This window comes from Rhodococcus sp. LMD, from assembly GCF_056108245.1.
In genome coordinates this window covers 4,536,733-4,553,635 of sequence record NZ_CM148557.1, presented here as the reverse complement: position 1 = coordinate 4,553,635, position 16,903 = coordinate 4,536,733, and the positions used below count along the sequence as shown (strand labels likewise).

General features: G+C 68.9%; 16 protein-coding genes, 1 pseudogene and 2 riboswitches. Of the genes and pseudogenes, 13 read left to right on the top strand and 4 right to left on the bottom strand.

Going from position 1 to position 16,903, the window contains the following annotated elements:
• Positions 1-21: 21 nt before the first annotated feature.
• Positions 22-516, bottom strand: a complete 495-nt coding sequence (locus tag ACWPQI_RS20735) for a nuclear transport factor 2 family protein (protein WP_010593464.1) — start codon at positions 514-516, stop codon at positions 22-24.
• Positions 513-1,412 carry a TIGR03619 family F420-dependent LLM class oxidoreductase gene (locus tag ACWPQI_RS20730; RefSeq protein ID WP_040275007.1) on the bottom strand — a complete coding sequence of 300 codons (900 nt, stop codon included), beginning with the start codon at positions 1,410-1,412 and terminating at the stop codon, positions 513-515. Before ACWPQI_RS20730 ends, ACWPQI_RS20735 begins: the two co-directional genes overlap by 4 nt.
• A 245-nt stretch (positions 1,413-1,657) precedes the next feature.
• On the opposite strand from ACWPQI_RS20730, the gene ACWPQI_RS20725 reads away from it, so the two are divergent.
• The 10 genes and pseudogenes from ACWPQI_RS20725 to ACWPQI_RS20680 all read left to right on the top strand — a co-directional run bounded on the left by ACWPQI_RS20725 (position 1,658) and on the right by ACWPQI_RS20680 (position 11,337).
• Positions 1,658-2,551 (top strand): IclR family transcriptional regulator, encoded by an 894-nt coding sequence (locus ACWPQI_RS20725; RefSeq protein ID WP_010593462.1) that lies wholly within the window; start codon positions 1,658-1,660, stop codon positions 2,549-2,551.
• 253 nt (positions 2,552-2,804) lie between these two features.
• Positions 2,805-2,933 (top strand): annotated as a pseudogene (locus ACWPQI_RS20720) (zinc transporter permease); the annotation flags it as partial.
• Between the two features lie 76 nt (positions 2,934-3,009).
• A complete protein-coding gene (locus tag ACWPQI_RS20715; RefSeq protein WP_010593460.1) occupies positions 3,010-3,219 on the top strand; it encodes a hypothetical protein in 210 nt (69 codons plus the stop codon).
• Between the two features lie 248 nt (positions 3,220-3,467).
• Positions 3,468-4,433 (top strand): GTP-binding protein, encoded by a 966-nt coding sequence (locus ACWPQI_RS20710; protein WP_474738482.1) that lies wholly within the window; start codon positions 3,468-3,470, stop codon positions 4,431-4,433.
• Positions 4,434-4,987: 554 nt separating this feature from the next.
• Positions 4,988-5,953, top strand: coding sequence for a thiamine pyrophosphate-dependent dehydrogenase E1 component subunit alpha (locus ACWPQI_RS20705; RefSeq protein WP_010593458.1), 966 nt, complete (start codon positions 4,988-4,990; stop codon positions 5,951-5,953).
• Between the two features lie 14 nt (positions 5,954-5,967).
• Positions 5,968-6,999 (top strand): alpha-ketoacid dehydrogenase subunit beta, encoded by a 1,032-nt coding sequence (locus ACWPQI_RS20700; RefSeq protein ID WP_010593457.1) that lies wholly within the window; start codon positions 5,968-5,970, stop codon positions 6,997-6,999.
• Position 7,000: 1 nt separating this feature from the next.
• Complete coding sequence (locus tag ACWPQI_RS20695) at positions 7,001-8,551, top strand: 2-oxo acid dehydrogenase subunit E2 (protein WP_474738481.1); 1,551 nt, start codon at positions 7,001-7,003, stop codon at positions 8,549-8,551.
• A 10-nt stretch (positions 8,552-8,561) separates the two neighbouring features.
• Complete coding sequence (lpdA, locus tag ACWPQI_RS20690) at positions 8,562-9,962, top strand: dihydrolipoyl dehydrogenase (RefSeq protein ID WP_048773193.1); 1,401 nt, start codon at positions 8,562-8,564, stop codon at positions 9,960-9,962.
• Between the two features lie 75 nt (positions 9,963-10,037).
• Positions 10,038-11,042 carry a lipoyl synthase gene (lipA, locus tag ACWPQI_RS20685; RefSeq protein ID WP_474738480.1) on the top strand — a complete coding sequence of 335 codons (1,005 nt, stop codon included), beginning with the start codon at positions 10,038-10,040 and terminating at the stop codon, positions 11,040-11,042.
• Positions 11,043-11,046: 4 nt separating this feature from the next.
• On the top strand, positions 11,047-11,337 hold the full coding sequence (locus ACWPQI_RS20680) for a DUF3263 domain-containing protein (protein WP_124258348.1): 291 nt from the start codon (positions 11,047-11,049) through the stop codon (positions 11,335-11,337).
• Positions 11,338-11,429: 92 nt separating this feature from the next.
• Here ACWPQI_RS20680 and ACWPQI_RS20675 read toward each other — a convergent pair whose 3' ends face one another.
• Entirely contained in the window at positions 11,430-12,557 is a 1,128-nt protein-coding gene (locus tag ACWPQI_RS20675; RefSeq protein WP_010593452.1) for a GAF domain-containing protein, read from the bottom strand.
• 376 nt (positions 12,558-12,933) lie between these two features.
• A riboswitch (TPP riboswitch) is annotated at positions 12,934-13,028 on the top strand.
• 200 nt (positions 13,029-13,228) lie between these two features.
• A riboswitch (TPP riboswitch) is annotated at positions 13,229-13,321 on the top strand.
• Positions 13,322-13,375: 54 nt separating this feature from the next.
• Between ACWPQI_RS20675 and ACWPQI_RS20670 the strand changes: the two genes are divergently transcribed.
• Together ACWPQI_RS20670 and ACWPQI_RS20665 are read left to right on the top strand one after the other, a co-directional pair.
• Entirely contained in the window at positions 13,376-14,140 is a 765-nt protein-coding gene (locus tag ACWPQI_RS20670) for a 3-oxoacyl-ACP reductase (RefSeq protein WP_040274193.1), read from the top strand.
• Positions 14,140-15,447, top strand: coding sequence for an LLM class flavin-dependent oxidoreductase (locus ACWPQI_RS20665; protein WP_010593450.1), 1,308 nt, complete (start codon positions 14,140-14,142; stop codon positions 15,445-15,447). Before ACWPQI_RS20670 ends, ACWPQI_RS20665 begins: the two co-directional genes overlap by 1 nt.
• Positions 15,448-15,490: 43 nt before the next feature.
• On the opposite strand, the gene ACWPQI_RS20660 is transcribed toward ACWPQI_RS20665, so the two are convergent.
• Positions 15,491-15,994, bottom strand: coding sequence for an FBP domain-containing protein (locus tag ACWPQI_RS20660; RefSeq protein WP_395705388.1), 504 nt, complete (start codon positions 15,992-15,994; stop codon positions 15,491-15,493).
• Between the two features lie 27 nt (positions 15,995-16,021).
• On the opposite strand from ACWPQI_RS20660, the gene ACWPQI_RS20655 reads away from it, so the two are divergent.
• Positions 16,022-16,723: a TetR family transcriptional regulator gene (locus ACWPQI_RS20655; RefSeq protein WP_432794381.1), complete on the top strand. Its 702-nt coding sequence runs from the start codon at positions 16,022-16,024 to the stop codon at positions 16,721-16,723.
• Positions 16,724-16,903: the final 180 nt, after the last annotated feature.

The window sequence follows — 16,903 nt, the reverse complement described above, 5'->3', positions numbered from 1 at the left end:
GTTCCCGGTGTCCGGGGCGGGTCAGCGACCGGCGCGGGCGAGCAGCTCGCGCGACTCGTCGCGGCCGTCGAGCACCCGGGCGGTGCGTCTGCGGATCCGCCACCGGCCGTCGTTCTTGACGAGTTCGAAGCGGTTGGCCGTCACGCGCCAGACCCGGAAGCCGTTCTCGTCGTGGCGCAGCAACTGCGAATGGCAGGTGGCCACGGCCGTGTCACCCTCGACCCGGATGTGCACGGGATCGAGGAGGTGTCCGCATCCTTCGTGGATGTAGTCCTGGTGCGGCCGTGTGCGCACCATCTCCATGATCTCCTTGCGGCCGTTCATGGTGCGCATGTCGACGTCGTAGACGGCGTCCTCGGTCCACAGTTCGCCCACCGCGTCGGCGTCGCCGGCATCGACGGCCGGGCCGTAGGCGGTGACGATCTCCTGGACGGCGATCTTGTCCTCGAGGAGCTGGACGCGGGCGAGGAGGGACCGGACGAGTTCTGCGGTGTCGGTCTCTGCGGTGTCGGTCATGGGGTCTCCTGTTCGGATGGTTCGGCCGGGGCGAAGTCCAGCCCCAGATCGGTGCCGAGTGCCCGCAGGCACTCGAGTTGTTCGCAGTAGTGTTCGACGCCGGTCGCGGCGACGGTCGCTCCGACCACGGTGGCGCCGGCCTCGCGACGGCGATCCAGCGACCGGGCGGTGCGCTCGCGCGCGCCCAGCGGGTCGAGGGGCGCACCGGTGTCGAGGACGACGTCGAAGCCCTCCGGGCGGTCCACCCGGCCGAGCATCGCGGTCAGGTCGGGCAGGGGCAGGCCGAACGGCACCCAGCCGTCGCCGTGGGCGACGGCGCGGCGCAGCGAGCGCAGCGTGCGGCCCCCGATCCACAGCGGGACGCGGGGTTGGACGGCGTGCGGCTCGACGAGCAGGTTCTGGAATTCGTAATAGGACCCGTGGTACTCCGGCAGTCGTCGGGACAGTGCGGCGCGCAACGCGGCCAGGGCGTCGTCGGCGCGGGCGCCCCGGTCCTCGAACGGTGCGTCGAGGAGGTCGAACTCCTCGCGCAGGCTGCCCACCCCGAGGCCGAGCGTCAGCCGGCCGCCGCTGAGGACGTCGAGGGTGCCGTAGCGCTTGGCGATCTCGAGCGGGTGGTGGTAACCCAGGACGAGCACCTGAGTGGCGAGCCGGATGCGTTGCGTCCGGGCAGCGAGATAGCTGAGCGTGGCGAGGGGGTCCCAGTAGGTGCCCCCGCGGGTGGCCGCCACGTCCACCGGGACGGCGACGTGTTCGCTGCAGGTCAGATGGTGGAAGCCAAGGAGATCGGCGGTTCGGGCCACCCGGGCGAGGTCGTCGATGCCGGCGGTGCGTTCCCACGGTGAGTGCACGCCGGGGTGCTGGACCACGACGGGGCTGACGATTCCGATGCGCATGCGAGCCTCTCCGCTGCCGGGACTGGGAGGGTGTCGGTCCGTTGTACCGGACGGCATCGTTTCGTCGCGGCCGACGTTCCGATCAGCGGGATCCGCGTCGACCGCGGACGCGAGGCGCGTCAGGGTCGCAGGGGGAGATTCGCGCCGCCGATCACTACTGGCGACGAGAGTGAGCTGATACACTTTCAGAATTCATTTCAGTTTTCCCGCTCCCATCCGGGGGCAGAAGTATCGGGAGGCCGCAGATGGCAGTCGTCGAAGCAACGGAACCGACAGCTACCACCGCCCCGCGGCGCGACGTGCCGCCGTCGATGGTCGAACGGATGACGCTCATCCTCGACGCGTTCGAGGGCAGGTCCTCGCGCCTGACGCTGGAGGAGGTGGCCTGCCGCACCCGGCTGCCCCGCTCGACCGTGCACCGCATCCTCGATCAGCTCGTGAAGCTGAACTGGGTCGACCACGCATCCTTCGGCTACTGCCTCGGCCGGCGGGCGCTCGGTCTCGGCGGCGGGGACGGTGGCCACGGGGAGATCCGGGCGTCGGCGGCGCCGCTCCTGCACGAGCTGCACATGCAGACTGGCATGGTGGTCCACCTCGCCGTCCTCGACGGCGCCGAGAGCGTCTACCTCGACAAGGTCGGCGGCCGCTTCGCCGCGGCGCTGCCCTCGCGGGTCGGCGGCCGGGCCCCGGCGTACACCACCGCCGGTGGCAAGGCGATGCTGGCCTGGCTCGAACCCGAGCGCGTCGACGACCTGTACGAGCGGCGCCTGGCCCGCCGCACCGAGCACACCATCGGTGACCTCGCGACCCTGCACCAGGAACTCAGCCGGATCCGGCAGAGGCGCGGTCTGTCGTTCGAGCGCAGCGAGTCCGTGCGCGGCGTCGCGTGCGTCGCCGTCGCTGTGCGCGGGCACGACGGTCCGGTCGCCGCGATCTCGCTGTGCGGCGACGCCCGCACCGCGCAGCTCGAGCGGGTCGCACCCCTCGTGGTGGACGCCGCCCGAGAGGTCTCCCGCAGCCTCTACCCCGAACTCGGCGCCCCGCGCCGGGGCCGCCGGGCGCCCGAACCGCCCGAGAGCACGTGGTCCCCGGACGCGATGGACCGGCTGCTGTCGGTCCAGAGCGGTCAGTGGCTCTGAGGGACTTGTTCGAGGCCTCATGCCGCGAGCTGGCTGCGGTGGTGGGCTTCGTGCCGGTCTCGTCCTGAGGGTCCCGCTTCGACGCGTGCCGCGTCGGTGCCCTACGGACCCCTCGCTCCGTCCCGGCCCGCGAACAGTGCCCGAGGTGAGTGCTTGAGTCGGGTGTCCGCCCCCGGTCGCGGTGGGATACTGGACGAGGGGTGACGGTTCCCGACGGAGGAGTTCTGCGATGACCGAGACCGACCACCGCGAGCATGCAGGCCACGACCACACCCATGGCGAGGGTTGCGGGCATGTGGCCGTTCCGCACGGTGACCACATGGACTACATCCACGAGGGGCACCGGCACGCCGCGCACGAGGGGCACTACGACGACCACTGACCGGCAGGACTCGCCCCGGGGCGCAACCGACCCGCGCATCCGGGAGTTCTGTGAGCGCAATCTGCACTGGAGATGGGTGCTGCCGGGCGGGATCTGCAGCATCGGGGCACTGCTGGGGGTCACGCCGATCCGTGTCGCGGTGGTCGGCGCCTGGCTGATCCTGCTGGGTATCGCGGTGTTCTCTTTGCTCCACCGGCCGATCGGAGCATCGGTGGCCTCGTTCGGCCTCGGAGTGCTGACACCGGCCGCCGTTCCGACGGCGCTGGATCTGCTCGACTCGCTGTGAGTTCCATTCATGGTCTGGGAACCACGGCACCGGCCCACTCCGGGGAGGGCGACAGCGGCCGCCGCCGAACTCGGGGTCGACGAATCGCAGGGCGAGGTCCGAGGCCACGCTCGACGTCGCACACCGACTCCCACGGGGTGCGTGGTGGCGATGGTCGGGACGGGACCGACGATGCCCCCGGCCCTGGCCGTCGCCGGCGGCCCGGTCGCACGGATGGTGATCGAGATCGCCGATGTCGCTATCTGCGCGTGCACCTCTTCTTCACGCAACAGGCGGCAGCCGTCGCGTTGCGCCGCGCTCTGGGCCCGTCGGCTGCGGACCGGCTCGTCGAGTTCGACGCCTTCGTGCCGCACCTGCGCTCGGCCGCGGACGTCACCGCTACCGACGCGCTGTTGCAGTGCCGCGGGGACGCCGGCGCGCCGCACGTGATCTCCGAATTCGTCTCTGCCCGCGACGAACATCCCCGGGGCCTCGCCCTCGCCTCGGTCGTCACTACCGTCGACGCCCTGACATTGTGGGATATGTTGGTTGCCCCTGCCCTGTACCGGAGGCGAAACCCGGGGGCGTCGCTCGTGGCGACCGCGACGCAGATCGAGCACGCCACCGTCGTGGTGTTCACCGCATGGACATCGCTGGCAGTGGACGATCTCCATCTGCTCGTGGCGCTGGTCGGGCACCTGAACCCGGCGGCGACGGTGGTGCTGCTCGGAGCCGACGCCCCCTTGGCGCTCGATCGGCACGGATTCGACGACGCCGAGGCGAGCCTCAACCGCGCGGGTTGGATGCACGTGCTCAGCGACACCTTCGCCCCGCGCAGTGTCCACGCACGGGTGTCCACCTCCCGGTATCAGAATCTTCGCCCGTTTCATCCCGGCCGTCTGGCTGCGTTGTTCGATGCAGGTCCGGACTCGCCTGTCGGGGCGAATGTGGTACGGGCGGTGGGCTTCTGCCAGCTTGCATCGCGCCCCCACACGGTGGTGCTGTGGGATCAATGTGCCACCGCGTTGCAGTTCACGGCCATGCACACCGACACCGACGCCTGCGCGGAGGAATCGCTCGCCTTCGGCCAGGACATCGCATTCTTCGGCGTCGACCTCGATCCTGCCCGGCTGCAGGACGTACTGGATGCGTGCATCCTCGATGACGACGAGTTTCTTGCCGGGCCTGCAGGCTGGACGGCTCTGCCGGATCCGCTGCCGCGGCGGGAGACGTAGATCCCGTGCCCGCGCCGGGGCCCGGCGCTGGTGCGGTCCCGGGCTGGTCCGGGAGCAGACTCGGGTGACCGTGGGCCGGTCGGGTAGCAGCGGTGTTCACCGCATCGGCGGAAACACCAGATTCTCGCTGCTGCGGCCGTCGCTACGCGCCGGGTGGCCATCGAACGCTGAGTTCGTCAGGAAAACCGTGGTATTCACCAGGGACATCACCGAATCGGGCAAACCGGCACATCGGCGCCATCGGCGATGTCGTCGTCGCAGGGACCCTGTCGGGGCCTCGGATCGATCCGTCCCCTTTCCCGGGTGCTCTCCCGCTTTTCCATGGGCGGTATCCAGCCCGCGCGCGTTCCGTGCGGCAACCGACCCGGCTGCGACCGCGAGTGTTCGTGCCGGGCCCGGGCTGCAATCCGCCGCAACGTTGAGCGGGCTCGCTCCCTCTCCCTACATTCGTGACCCGGGTTACACGGCGTGAGACGAGGACCGTCCCGAAGTCTCGTCACGCTCGGGGCTCGGCCCTGTGCGGCAGGCCCTCAGGCAGAAAGTAGAGGAGAGCAATGGCGCTGAACAAGAGTGCATTACTGAGCGCGTATCGGAAGATGTCGGAGATCCGCGAGTTCGAGGACCGGTTGCACGAGGAGAACGCGACCGGCGACATCCCGGGGTTCATCCATCTGTACTCGGGGCAGGAAGCGATCGCCGTCGGTGTGTGCGAGAACCTGCACGACACCGACTACATCGGCTCCACCCACCGCGGACACGGCCACTGCATTGCCAAGGGGTGTGACCTCGACGGGATGATGGCCGAGATCTTCGGCAAGAACGACGGACTGTGCCACGGCAAGGGCGGATCGATGCACATCGCCGACCTGTCGGTGGGCATGCTCGGCGCGAACGCGATCGTCGGCGGTGCCCCGTCGCTGGCGATCGGCGCTGCGCTGAGCGCCAAGACCCTGGGGAACGGCGGTGTCGCGGCCTCGTTCACCGGCGACGGCGGATCCAATCAGGGCACCGTGTTCGAGGCCATGAACATGGCGGTCGTGCTCGAGTTGCCGATCGTCTTCGTCATCGAGAACAACGGATTCGGTGAGGCCACCGGCCGCGACTATGCGGTCGGCACACCGAGTATCGCTGCGCGCGCCGCGTCGTTCGGGATGCCCGCCACCACCGTCGACGGTACCGACTTCTTCGAGGTCCACGAGGCGGCGCGCGAGGCGGTCGAGCGCGCCCGCAGGGGAGGCGGTCCTTCCACCATCGAGGCGGTGGCACACCGCTGGCACGGCCACTTCGAGGGCGACGCCCAGCTGTACCGCACCGCGGACCAGGTCGCCGAACTCCGAAGAACCCACGATCCGCTGGTGAAGTTCCGCGCGAAGGTCGACGGCAAGAAGGTCACCGCGAAGGAACTCGATGCGATCGACGCCGAGGCTCGTGAACGGGTCGAGGTCGCCGTCACGAAGGCGCGCGCTGCCGAGTATCCGCCGTTGACGAACCTGCTGACCGACGTCTACGTGTCGTACTGAGAGAGAGAACGAAAATGACCACGTCGAAGACGACATATCGCGAAGCGATCAAGGCCGCACTCGCACAGGAGATGCAGCGGGACGCGACGGTCGTGCAGATCGGTGAGGACCTGCGCGGCGGTCACGCCGGCACCAATCCGGAGCTCGAGTCCGGGAAGGTGGAGGCGTTCGGCGGTGTGCTGGGGGTGACGAAGGGTCTGTGGACCGAGTTCGGTTCCGACCGTGTCATCGACACCCCGATCACCGAGTCCGCGATCATCGGCATGGCAGCCGGCGCTGCTCTGACCGGGCTGCGACCGGTGGCCGAGTTGATGTTCATGGACTTCTTCGGAGTCTGCTACGACGCGCTCTACAACCAGGCCGCGAAGTTCCGGTACATGTTCGGCGGCAAGGCCCGTACCCCGATGGTGGTGCGGGGCATGATCGGCGCCGGATTCTCCGCTGCCGCCCAGCACTCGCAGTCACCGTACAACGTGTTCGCCGCCGTTCCCGGCCTCAAGGTCGTCGCCCCGTCGAATGCGTACGACGCCAAAGGCCTGCTGATCCAGTCGATTCGCGACGACGATCCCGTCGTGTTCTGTGAACACAAGACACTCTACGACGTCAAGGGCGAGGTTCCGGACGAGCCGTACACGATCCCGTTCGGTGTCGCCAACTACACCCGTGAGGGCACGGACGTCACGATCATCGCGCTGTCGGCGATGGTGAACGCCGCCAACACCGCCGCGGACAAGCTGGCAGCCGAGGGGATCTCCGTCGAGGTCGTCGACCCCCGCACGGTGTCGCCGCTCGACGAGGAGGGCATCCTCGAATCCGTCGCCTCCACCGGCCGGGTTGTGATCGCCGACGAGTCCGCGGCGCGCTGCGGGTTCGGTCACGACGTCGCCGCGCTGATTGCGACGCGTGCGTTCGGGTCACTGAAGGCGCCGATCGAACTGGTCACCCCGCCGCACACCCCGGTGCCGTTCTCCCCGGTCCTCGAGCAGGCGTGGCTGCCGAATGCCGCTCGGATCGAGGCCGCCGTCCGCAAGGTTGTGAGTGCCTGACATGAGTGAGATCAAACTGATCGAAGTTCCCAAGTGGGGCCTGTCCATGGAGGAAGGCACCGTGGCGGAGTGGCTGGTCGAGGAGGGAGCGTCCTTCTCGAAGGGCGACCTGATCTGCGAGATCGAGACCAGCAAGATCGCCAACCAGTTGGAGGCGCCGTTCGACGGGGTGCTCCGACGGGTCGTCGCCAAGGCGGGGGAGACGTTGCCGGTCGGTGCGGTGCTGGCGGTGTCGGCCGAGGCCGCGGTCTCCGACGCCGAAATCGAGGAATTCCTCGCCGGCATCGGGGCAGATCAGGTGCCGGCACCGGCCGAGTCCGGCCGGTCACCGGGCGGACAGCCCACCGTCGCGCAGCCGGATCTCGAGAGCAGCCCGCCGGCGCCGGCGGCCCACGAATCGGTACCGGCGACCGGGGCGGCCACCGGGTCCCGTCCACGTCCCGGCGCGACGATCGTTCCCGATGCCCTGCGCGGACGGACGAACGGTGACGTGTTCGCGACCCCGCACGCCCGCCGCCTGGCGGACGAGTTGTCGATCGACCTGGCCCGTGTGACGGGGACCGGCCGGGAGGGCCGGATCTCCGTTGCCGACATCCACGACTCGATCCGTGCGGCCGGTGGAACCGTCGCACCACCGCCGTCGCCGACGCGGTCGGGTGTACCGGGACGTTCCTTCGAGGACGACACCGCCGTCCCGGCCACCCCCGTGGCCCGACGTCTGGCCGCGTCCCTCGGGATCAATCTGCACGACTGCCGCGCCACCGGTTCACGTGGTCGGGTGTGTGAGGCCGACGTCCGCGAGGCCGAGCGCCGGTTCCGGCTGCAACCGGAAGTCGTCGCCGCGCCCGAACCCGTCGCGGAGGCGGCGTTCGAGACGATTCCGTTCACCGCGATGCGCAAGGCGATCGGGCAGCGGTTGCAGGAGTCGAAGCGCAGCGCCCCGCACTTCCGGCTCACCGCGGACCTGCAGATCGACGATCTTCTTGCCTTGCGGACGAAGATCAATGCGACCGTGCCGGCCGTCAAGCTGTCGGTCAACGATTTCGTCCTCAAGGCGTGTGCCGCGGCGCTGCGGAAGGTGCCCGATGTCAACGTTCAGTTCGACGAGGCGACACAGTCGGTGCTGCGCTACGCGAGTGCCGACATCTCGGTGGCTGTCGCACTGCCGTCGGGTCTGATCACCCCGATCGTGCGCGGGGCCGATGGCAAGACTCTCGCCGAGATCTCCGGGGAGGTGCAGTCGCTGGTGACCAAGGCCAAGACCGGGAAACTGACGGCCGACGAGTTCCAGGGCGGCACTTTCACGGTGTCCAATCTCGGCATGTTCGGTGTGCGGGAATTCGACGCGATCATCAACCCACCGCAGGGCGCCATCCTCGCAGTCGGTGCCGGACAGGAGCGTCCCGTCGTCGTCGACGGTCAGGTCGTTGCGCGCACGATGCTCACCGTCACGCTCTCGTGCGACCACCGGGTGATCGACGGCGCGCTCGGCGCCACCTTCCTGCGAGAACTCCGGCGTTTCGTCGAGTCACCCGCGCTGATGCTCGTCTGAGAGGTACACCATGACAGAGAAATACGACGTCATCGTCGTCGGGAGCGGGCCGGGTGGCTATGTCGCCGCCATCCGCGCCGCGCAGCACGGTCTGCGCACCGCCGTCGTCGAGCGGGACCGGCTCGGGGGGATCTGCCTGAACTGGGGGTGCATCCCTACCAAGGCGTTGCTGCACGGTGCCGATGTCGCCCACACGCTGGCGAACCTTCGGCCGCTCGGATTCAGCGCGAGCGGTGTGGAATTCGACATGGCACGCCTCGTCGAGTTCAGCCGGTCGGTGTCCGGGCGACTGTCCGACGGCATCGGCTACCTGATGAAGAAGAACGGCATCGACGTCGTCCGGGGGTCGGCGCGGCTGCTCGACAAAGGCGTCGTCGCCGTGACGGCCGCGGACGAGTCGGTGTCCGAGTACCGGGCCGACCACATCATCCTGGCCACCGGAGCCCGGCCGCGATCGGTACCCGGTGTCGTCCCCGACGGCGACCGGGTCTGGACATACTTCGATGCCCTGGTCCCGTCGGAGCTTCCGAAGTCCTTGCTGGTCATCGGCTCCGGCGCCATCGGCGTCGAATTCGCGAGTCTGTACAACGATCTCGGCACCGACGTCACCCTCGTCGAGGTGGCTCCGCAGATCATGCCGGTCGAGGATGCCGCCGTCGCGGGCCACGTACGGCGGCAGTTCGAGAAGCGAGGCATCAGGATTCACACCGGCGCCTCGGTGTCCGAACTGACGGTCGGCACGAACGCCGTCACCGTGGCCGTCCGGTCGGCCGACGGAACGATCGACGAGTCGACCGTAGACAGGGTTCTCGTTGCGGCCGGAATCCAGGGCAACGTCGAGGACCTCGGCCTCGAGGAACTCGGCGTCGAGGTCGAACGCGGATTCGTCACCACCGACCAGTGGTGTCGCACCACCGCGTTCGGCGTGTACGCGATCGGTGACGTGGCGGGCGCACCCTGCCTCGCCCACAAGGCAAGCCACGAGGCCGTGCTGTGTGTGGACAAGCTCGCCGGTGCGGATCACGTCCGGCCGTTGGACCGCGACTACGTTCCGGGCTGTACCTATGCGAGGCCGCAGGTCGCCAGCCTCGGTCTCACCGAAGAACGAGCGCGTGCGACCGGCCGCCGCCTCCAGATCGGGCAGTTCGACCTGCAGGCGTCCGGGAAGGCGCTCGCGATCGGTGAAGCCGACGGGTTCGTGAAGACGATCTTCGACGCCGACAGCGGCGAACTCCTCGGTGCCCACATGGTCGGCCCGGATGTCACCGAGCAGATCCAAGGATTCGGTATCGCTCGATCCCTGGAGGCGACCGCCGACGATCTCGCCGAGGTCGTCTTCGCGCACCCGACACTGTCGGAGGCGATGCACGAATCGGTTCTGGCCGCACTGGGCCGCCCGATCAACATGTAGCAAGTCCCGCCGAACCGCGGGCCCGCGTGGGACCGTGGTTCGGCGGGAACCCCACGCCCAGGAATCGAACGAAACGTGAATCCCACCCCTGGAACATCACCCGAGGCGCCGGCCCGGTCGGGCCGCACATTGCTTCGACTGGAGGTCCGCAACGCGCAGACCCCCATCGAACGCAAGCCGAACTGGATCAAGGCGCGCGTCAAGACGAGTCCTGCGTATGCCGAACTCGAGAGTCTGGTCGAACGCGAAGGGCTGCACACGGTGTGTGCGGAAGCCGGCTGCCCCAACATCTTCGAATGCTGGGCAGACCGCGAAGCCACGTTCCTGATCGGCGGGCGGCAGTGCACGCGCCGCTGCGACTTCTGTCAGATCGACACCGGCAGACCCACCGACCTCGACCGGGACGAGCCCCGCCGCGTCGCCGAGTCCGTGCACGCGATGGGACTTCGGTACTCCACCATCACCGGGGTCGCCCGCGACGACCTGCCCGACGGCGGCGCCTGGCTCTACGCCGAAACCGTCCGGCAGATCCACGCCCTCAACCCCGGCACCGGCGTCGAGAACCTCGTCCCCGACTTCGGCGGAAAGCCCGACCTGCTGGCCGAGGTGTTCGACTCCCGGCCCGAGGTGCTCGCCCACAACCTCGAGACCGTGCCGCGGCTCTTCAAGCGGATCCGCCCCGCGTTTCGCTACGAACGCTCGCTCGGTGTGCTCGCCGCCGCCCGCGACTTCGGCCTGATCACCAAATCGAACCTGATCCTCGGTCTGGGCGAGACCCCACAGGAAGTGCATCAGGCGATGATCGACCTGCACGATGCCGGCTGCGACATCCTCACCATCACCCAGTATCTGCGTCCCTCGCCGCGGCACCACCCAGTCGAGCGGTGGGTCGCGCCGGAAGAATTCGTCGAGCACGCGAAGGCCGCCGAGGAGATCGGTTTCGCCGGCGTCCTGGCGGGGCCGCTCGTGCGTTCCTCCTACCGCGCCGGCCGCCTCTACGCCGACGCCATGGCCCACCACCGCCGTCCACTCGCGGCTGCTCTCAGCCGTCTCGCCGCAGCGCACCCGCCAGGAGAGTGACCACATGAGTTCCGCCGTCGAAGACGACCGCATCGTCGAGTTCGCCCGCCGCTGGCTGCCCTACGGGGGCGGAAGTCCCGGAGACCTTCTCGTCGAATTCGGTATGACCCCCGCGGGATATCTGACCCGGCTGGGTGAGATCCTCGACAGCCCCGCCGCCATACGGCTGCACCCCCGACTGCGCGCGGACCTGCGCAACTTCGTCGCTGCGCGCACCGTCGCCTCGCGCGCCGCCGAATCAGCGCCGACCCGGAGGGACGATGTTCCGAGAGAAGCCCGGTCCGCCCCGCTGTGAGTCCCGGGGAGCAGGGCGCGCGTGCCGCTCCTACCCGGATTCGTCGACGCGGAGACGGCGGGAGCTCCGAGCGAGATCTGCACAGGCGGATCTCACCTGACCACACGAACTTCGACACCGTCAGCGAACCGGTACGGCTGGGGCGTCAGCACGGGACCGAGGCTCTTACGCAGGCGGGAGACCTCGGCACGGACGGCAACGATGTGGTCCCGGTCGCCGAACAGGGCCTCGCTCAACGACGCGGCATCGATACCGGCCGACCGGGTACGTGCCAATACCCGCAGAATCTGCGCGTGCCGCGGTGACAGGGCGCGCGTCCATTCCGTCTCCCCCCGCACCGTCGCCCGCGGAGCCGCTCCCAGGTCGAGTTCGAGTTCGACGGCCGCCCGTTCCGCTCGGCGCCGCACCAGCCATGCGTCACCGAGCGGTTCGGGCACGCAGAGTCCGAGACCGGGCACGAGCAGCGGCCGGTCGCCGCCCGGCGGTGCCAGTCGTTCGGGAACGCCGATTCCGCTGGCTGCCACGACCCAGCCGTGACCGTCCACGACGACGGCAGGCCCACACGTCGCTGCGAGCACCGGTGCCGCATCGGCACGGAGCCTGTCGAGGTGGGCGGCATGCTCGCGCCAGAGCATCGACTCGGCCAATCGCACAGCCGTCTGCACGAGGGCCACGGTGGCCGGATGCACCGACATCGCGGACCCGCTGATGTCCAGTACCCCGAGTACCTCGCCGGAGCGTGGATCGTGGACCGGTGACCCCGTACACGACCAGCCGTAGTGGGACCGCGCGTAGTGTTCGGCCGAGAAGAGCTGCACCGGAGCGTCCTCGACCAGCGACGTGCCGACCGAATTGGTGCCCACCGACTTCTCCGACCACCGGGCGCCCTCCACGAATCCGAGGACGTCGGCTTCCCTCTGCACGTCGCGTGCACCCTCTCGCCACAACACCACCCCGTCCGAGTCTGCGACGACCACGATGAAGTTCGCGTCGCTCGCCACCTCGGTCAGGGTGCCGCGTAGCTCGGGCAGAACCGATCTCAGGGCACTTCGTGCACGGCGCGCCTCGAGTTCGGAAGTGTCCGCGAGTACGACGTCCTCACACCGGGCGGGACTGACACCGTCTGCCCGAAGACGCGACCACGACCGGGCGACGACGTCGCGCGGCGGCACCGGCGGCGTCCGACCGGACATCACCGCGTCGTGGACGTCGCTCAGCAATCGGGCGCGGCGCGACAAGTCTTCACCGGAACCGGAAGCGAGCAACCGTTGGCGCGCCGAACTGGCCTTACTCACGCCGTCCAGCCTACCGTCAGGAGTGTGAGCCACACCATGGCCCCTGCCGTCTGCGGCCGTCACGAATGCGGAATTCGTCGACGATCTCGCACACTCGCCGAGAAGTGGGTCGACCGGCACACTGCCTGAGCAAGATCGTTCCGCACGAACGCTTTCGGGCCCCACGCACGCCACCACAGGTCGACACACCCGCGGGAAGCGGACCGCACCGTGTACGGCGTGGCCCCGGCCGGCTCGCCACCGAACCCGTCCATCTCCCGCGGCCCCACCGAGCCGCCGAACGACGTCGACGCCTTATGATCCTCTCGACACGGGGTGCCCTGGAGGAGGGCTGAGATCACACTCGTCGAACCTGCTCTAGTTCGTACTAGCGAAGGGATGTCCGAACGACGATGTCTGCTTGTCCACCGCCGCGAGTGTTGTCCGTTGCCGGTTCGGATTCCGGAGGACAGGCAGCGCTTCTTCTGGACCATGTTCAGGCGACCCACTGCCGCCGGATCGTCCTCGTGCCGGGCGGGGATCCTTCGCAGCCTGCCGAGTTGTCCGATGTGACATCGAAGTTCGACGTGCAGGCACAGCCGGGGTAGTCTTGCGACGGACTCGACACGGGGTGCCGGAAACGGCTGAGAGACAGACCCGTCGAACCTGATCTCGATCATGCGAGCGAAGGGATGCCGAGCCGGCGCGGCCGTGTGGTCCGTCGCTGCGGTGAACCCCTTCCCACCGAAGGGAAAGAACAGACAATGCTCCTGCAGAACCAGACTGTCCTCGTCACCGGCGCCGGGCGCGGTCTCGGTCGCCACCTCGCGCAGGCGTTCGCCGACGAGGGCGCCGCCGTCGTGGTCAACTACCGCAACAGCAGCGACGCCGCCCACGCCCTCGCCGAGAAGATCGGCCCGGACCGTGCGATCGCCCTGCCCGCCGACGTGACCGACGCCGCGCAGGTAGACGTCCTGTTCACGCAGGCCCGGAAACAGTTCGGCCGGCCGGTCACCACCGTGGTCAACAACGCGCTGCCCGACTTCTCCTTCAACGGCGACGCGCGCCGCAGAGCCGACGAGATCGGCTACGGCGACTTCGCCGCTCAACTCGACGGCATCGTCGGCGGCGCTGTCAACACGATCCAGGCGGCCCTGCCCGGCATGCGCGAGGCCGGCGGCGGCACCGTCATCAACATCGGCACCAACCTGTTCCAGAACCCGGTGGTGCCGTATCACGACTACACCGCCGCCAAGGCGGCACTGCTGTCGCTGACCCGCACGTTCGCGGCAGACCTCGGGCCCGAAGGCATCCGCGTGAACATGGTCTCCGGCGGGCTGCTGCGCACCACCGACGCATCGGCAGCGACCCCCGAGGAAGTATTCGACCTGATCGCCGCCTCCACGCCCCTGCGGAAGGTCACCACCCCGGCGGACGTCGCCGCCGCCGTCCTGTTCTTCGCTTCCGACTGGTCGCGAGCAGTGACCGGCCAGAACCTGGTGGTCGACGGTGGACTGGTGATGAACTGATGCCGGAGCCCCGCACCCTCCATCTGAACGCCTTTCTCCACGGTGTCGGCCACCATTCGGCGGCCTGGCGGCATCCATCGTCCGCGGCGGAGCGAATCGGCGACATCGCCTACTACGAGGAACTCGCGCGGACCGCCGAACGCGGCTGCCTCGATGCGGTGTTCTTCGCCGACGGACACTGCGTGAACCCGGGCTACACGGCCGGGACCACGTGGTTTCTCGAACCCCTGACCGCGCTGTCCGCCATGGCGCGCAGGACGAATCGCATCGGGCTGGTCACCACGGTGTCCGCGAGCTTCCATACACCGTTCCATGCGGCGCGGATGCTCGCCTCGCTGGACCACATCAGCGGTGGACGGGCCGGGGTGAACATTGTGACCTCGATGTTCGACGCGGAGGCGCGCAACCACGGGTTCGACGCGCTGCCGGACCATGCTGAGCGTTACGGCCGCGCCGAGGAGTTCATCGAGGTGCTGACTGCGCTGTGGGACTCGTGGGACGAAGCCGGCATCCTCGTCGATCGCGCGGCCGGTCGATACCTCGACGCCGATGCCATCCGTCGGATCGACCATCGCGGTCAGCACTTCCGCGTCGACGGGCCGCTCACCGTGCCGCGTTGTCCGCAGGGGCGTCCGGTGCTGTTCCAAGCGGGCGCGTCGGAGACCGGACGCAACCTCGCAGCGCGGCACGCCGAAGCGGTGTACTCGGTGTCGTGGGATTCGGCCGCGGCGCTCGACTTCGCCACCGATCTGCGTGGCCGCGCTGCCGCCGCCGGACGAGATCCCGCGTCGATTGCGATATTGCCGGGCCTCGTCCCCTACGTCGGTCGCACCGAGGACGAGGCCCGGGCGAAGAAGGCGACCCTGGACGCGTTGCTCGACATCGACGCTGCGCTCGCCCAGCTCGGTGTCTTCACCGGTCAGGACTACACGGGCCACGATCTCGACGCGCCGGTGGACGACCTGCCGTCCCTCGATCAGTTCTCCGGCCCGCAGGGCCGCTACGCGACGGTACAACGGATCATCGAAACGCACCGGCCCACTCTGCGTGAACTGCTCGGCTACCTCGCGGCCGGAGGAGGACATGCGACGATGATCGGCACGCCCGAGGCGATCGCGGATGGGATCGAGGAGTGGTTCGTCGCCGGCGCCTGCGACGGATTCAACCTGATGTGTCCGGCGTATCCGGATTCGCTGGACGACTTCGTCGACCTCGTCGTCCCGGAACTGCAACGCCGCGGCCTGTTTCGCACCGCATACCCCGGGGCCACCTTGCGCGACAGTCTGGGACTGTGGTCCTTCGCGTGAAGGCACCCGGGTGACGGCGCCGCTCGGGTAGTGCACAGCGCGGTCAGGGGTCCTGCTCGTCGAGCACCCGCCCGACGAAGCCACCGAGTCGAGTCCCGAGCCGGCGGATCCGAGTCTCGGTGGGCAGTGCTCGATCGGGCTGATTGCCGGGCAGAGGCGCCAGCTCCCGCACATACAGTGAGCATGCGAAGTTGCTGCACATGTAGGTTCCGATGCTGTTTCCGGCCTTGCCGCCGGCGCCGGCCTTGCGCGCCGTGAACAGCGACGTTCCGCCGGTGCGGTGAACGGCGTGGCAGAGGGTGCACATCGTGCTGCGCCTTCGGGACCCGTCGGTGTCGGCCTGGCGCAACTCGATTCCGACCACCCGCTCGGCGTGCCGGGCGATCAGGTACGCGCGAAGCGGAGCTCGGGGGTCCGTCCAGCCGAGGAAGTCGAGTTCCGCCCAGCGCACCGTGTCGAAGTCGGGTGGGAACGTCACCGTCCTGATCCTGCTGCGCGAGCTGTTGACGAACGACCCGAGGATGTCGTCGCGGGACAGTGCCTGCATCACCATTTTTCCTTCCACGTCTGATTCATGAAACGCGTGGAGTATAAACTCGCCGGCATGGGTCGCCACAAGGATGTCGAGCGTCGGCGCGCACTCCTCGAGGGCTGCTGCTCCTACGCCGAGGAGCACGGGCTGTTCGGTCTCACTCTGCGTCCGCTGGCCGACCGGCTCGATACGTCGACCCGAAATCTCCTCCACCACTTCGGCAGTCGTGAGAGCCTGATCGCCGAGATCGTCGACCGCACCCTGGTGACCCATCTGGCCGCCTCGCGGGAGCTGCTCCTGCGGATCCGTGATCTCCCGGCGGGCGAGTCGTCGCCGTCGGTGACTGCCGCCCACGTGACCGCCGTGATCTCGCAGGGGCTCGAGCTGGCCTGGGCGGAAGCGCACACGCCGGATGGGCGCCGGCGAACCGCCATGTTCTTCGAGATCTATACCGCGGCGACGCGGGATCCCGAGCTGCAGCAGACATTCCTCGTCCCGGTGGTGACCGAATGGCTCGACCCCATGGCCGCGGCGATCGAGGCTGCGGGCGCGGCACCGGGCGCGGCCCGGTCCGTCGCCTCGCGCATCCTCGCGGTCCATCGAGGTCTTCTCCTCGAGGATCTCGCGCTCGGCTGCAACGTCGCCACCGATGCAGCGCACCGGGACGCCGTCCTGGCGATCCGTACCGAGATCTCCCGTGCGACTTCCTCGGACGAGGAAGGGGTCCGTGACCCGGCCGAGTGAGCAGCCCGCCAATCGTTCGTCGCGACCCCGTTCGCACCGCTGTTCCGGGCTTTCCCGGCGTCGCCGGGGTCGCCGACCGGCCTGGGATCGAGCCCGGCTCGATCGGCGGATCGGCACGAGCTGCCGGACCTTCGTGGGCCACCGTTCTCATCGGCCTCGCAATCGTCCGGCACAACCAGT

Bases quoted from the DNA above. Each gene is read 5' to 3' on its own strand.
- ACWPQI_RS20695 (WP_474738481.1), top strand. From the start codon at position 7,001: ATGAGTGAGATCAAACTGATCGAAGTTCCCAAGTGGGGCCTGTCCATG.
- ACWPQI_RS20735 (WP_010593464.1), bottom strand. From the start codon at position 516: ATGACCGACACCGCAGAGACCGACACCGCAGAACTCGTCCGGTCCCTC.
- ACWPQI_RS20730 (WP_040275007.1), bottom strand. From the start codon at position 1,412: ATGCGCATCGGAATCGTCAGCCCCGTCGTGGTCCAGCACCCCGGCGTG.
- lpdA (WP_048773193.1), top strand. From the start codon at position 8,562: ATGACAGAGAAATACGACGTCATCGTCGTCGGGAGCGGGCCGGGTGGC.
- ACWPQI_RS20670 (WP_040274193.1), top strand. From the start codon at position 13,376: ATGCTCCTGCAGAACCAGACTGTCCTCGTCACCGGCGCCGGGCGCGGT.
- ACWPQI_RS20705 (WP_010593458.1), top strand. From the start codon at position 4,988: ATGGCGCTGAACAAGAGTGCATTACTGAGCGCGTATCGGAAGATGTCG.
- ACWPQI_RS20660 (WP_395705388.1), bottom strand. From the start codon at position 15,994: ATGCAGGCACTGTCCCGCGACGACATCCTCGGGTCGTTCGTCAACAGC.
- ACWPQI_RS20680 (WP_124258348.1), top strand. From the start codon at position 11,047: ATGAGTTCCGCCGTCGAAGACGACCGCATCGTCGAGTTCGCCCGCCGC.
- ACWPQI_RS20700 (WP_010593457.1), top strand. From the start codon at position 5,968: ATGACCACGTCGAAGACGACATATCGCGAAGCGATCAAGGCCGCACTC.
- ACWPQI_RS20665 (WP_010593450.1), top strand. From the start codon at position 14,140: ATGCCGGAGCCCCGCACCCTCCATCTGAACGCCTTTCTCCACGGTGTC.
- ACWPQI_RS20725 (WP_010593462.1), top strand. From the start codon at position 1,658: ATGGCAGTCGTCGAAGCAACGGAACCGACAGCTACCACCGCCCCGCGG.
- ACWPQI_RS20655 (WP_432794381.1), top strand. From the start codon at position 16,022: ATGAAACGCGTGGAGTATAAACTCGCCGGCATGGGTCGCCACAAGGAT.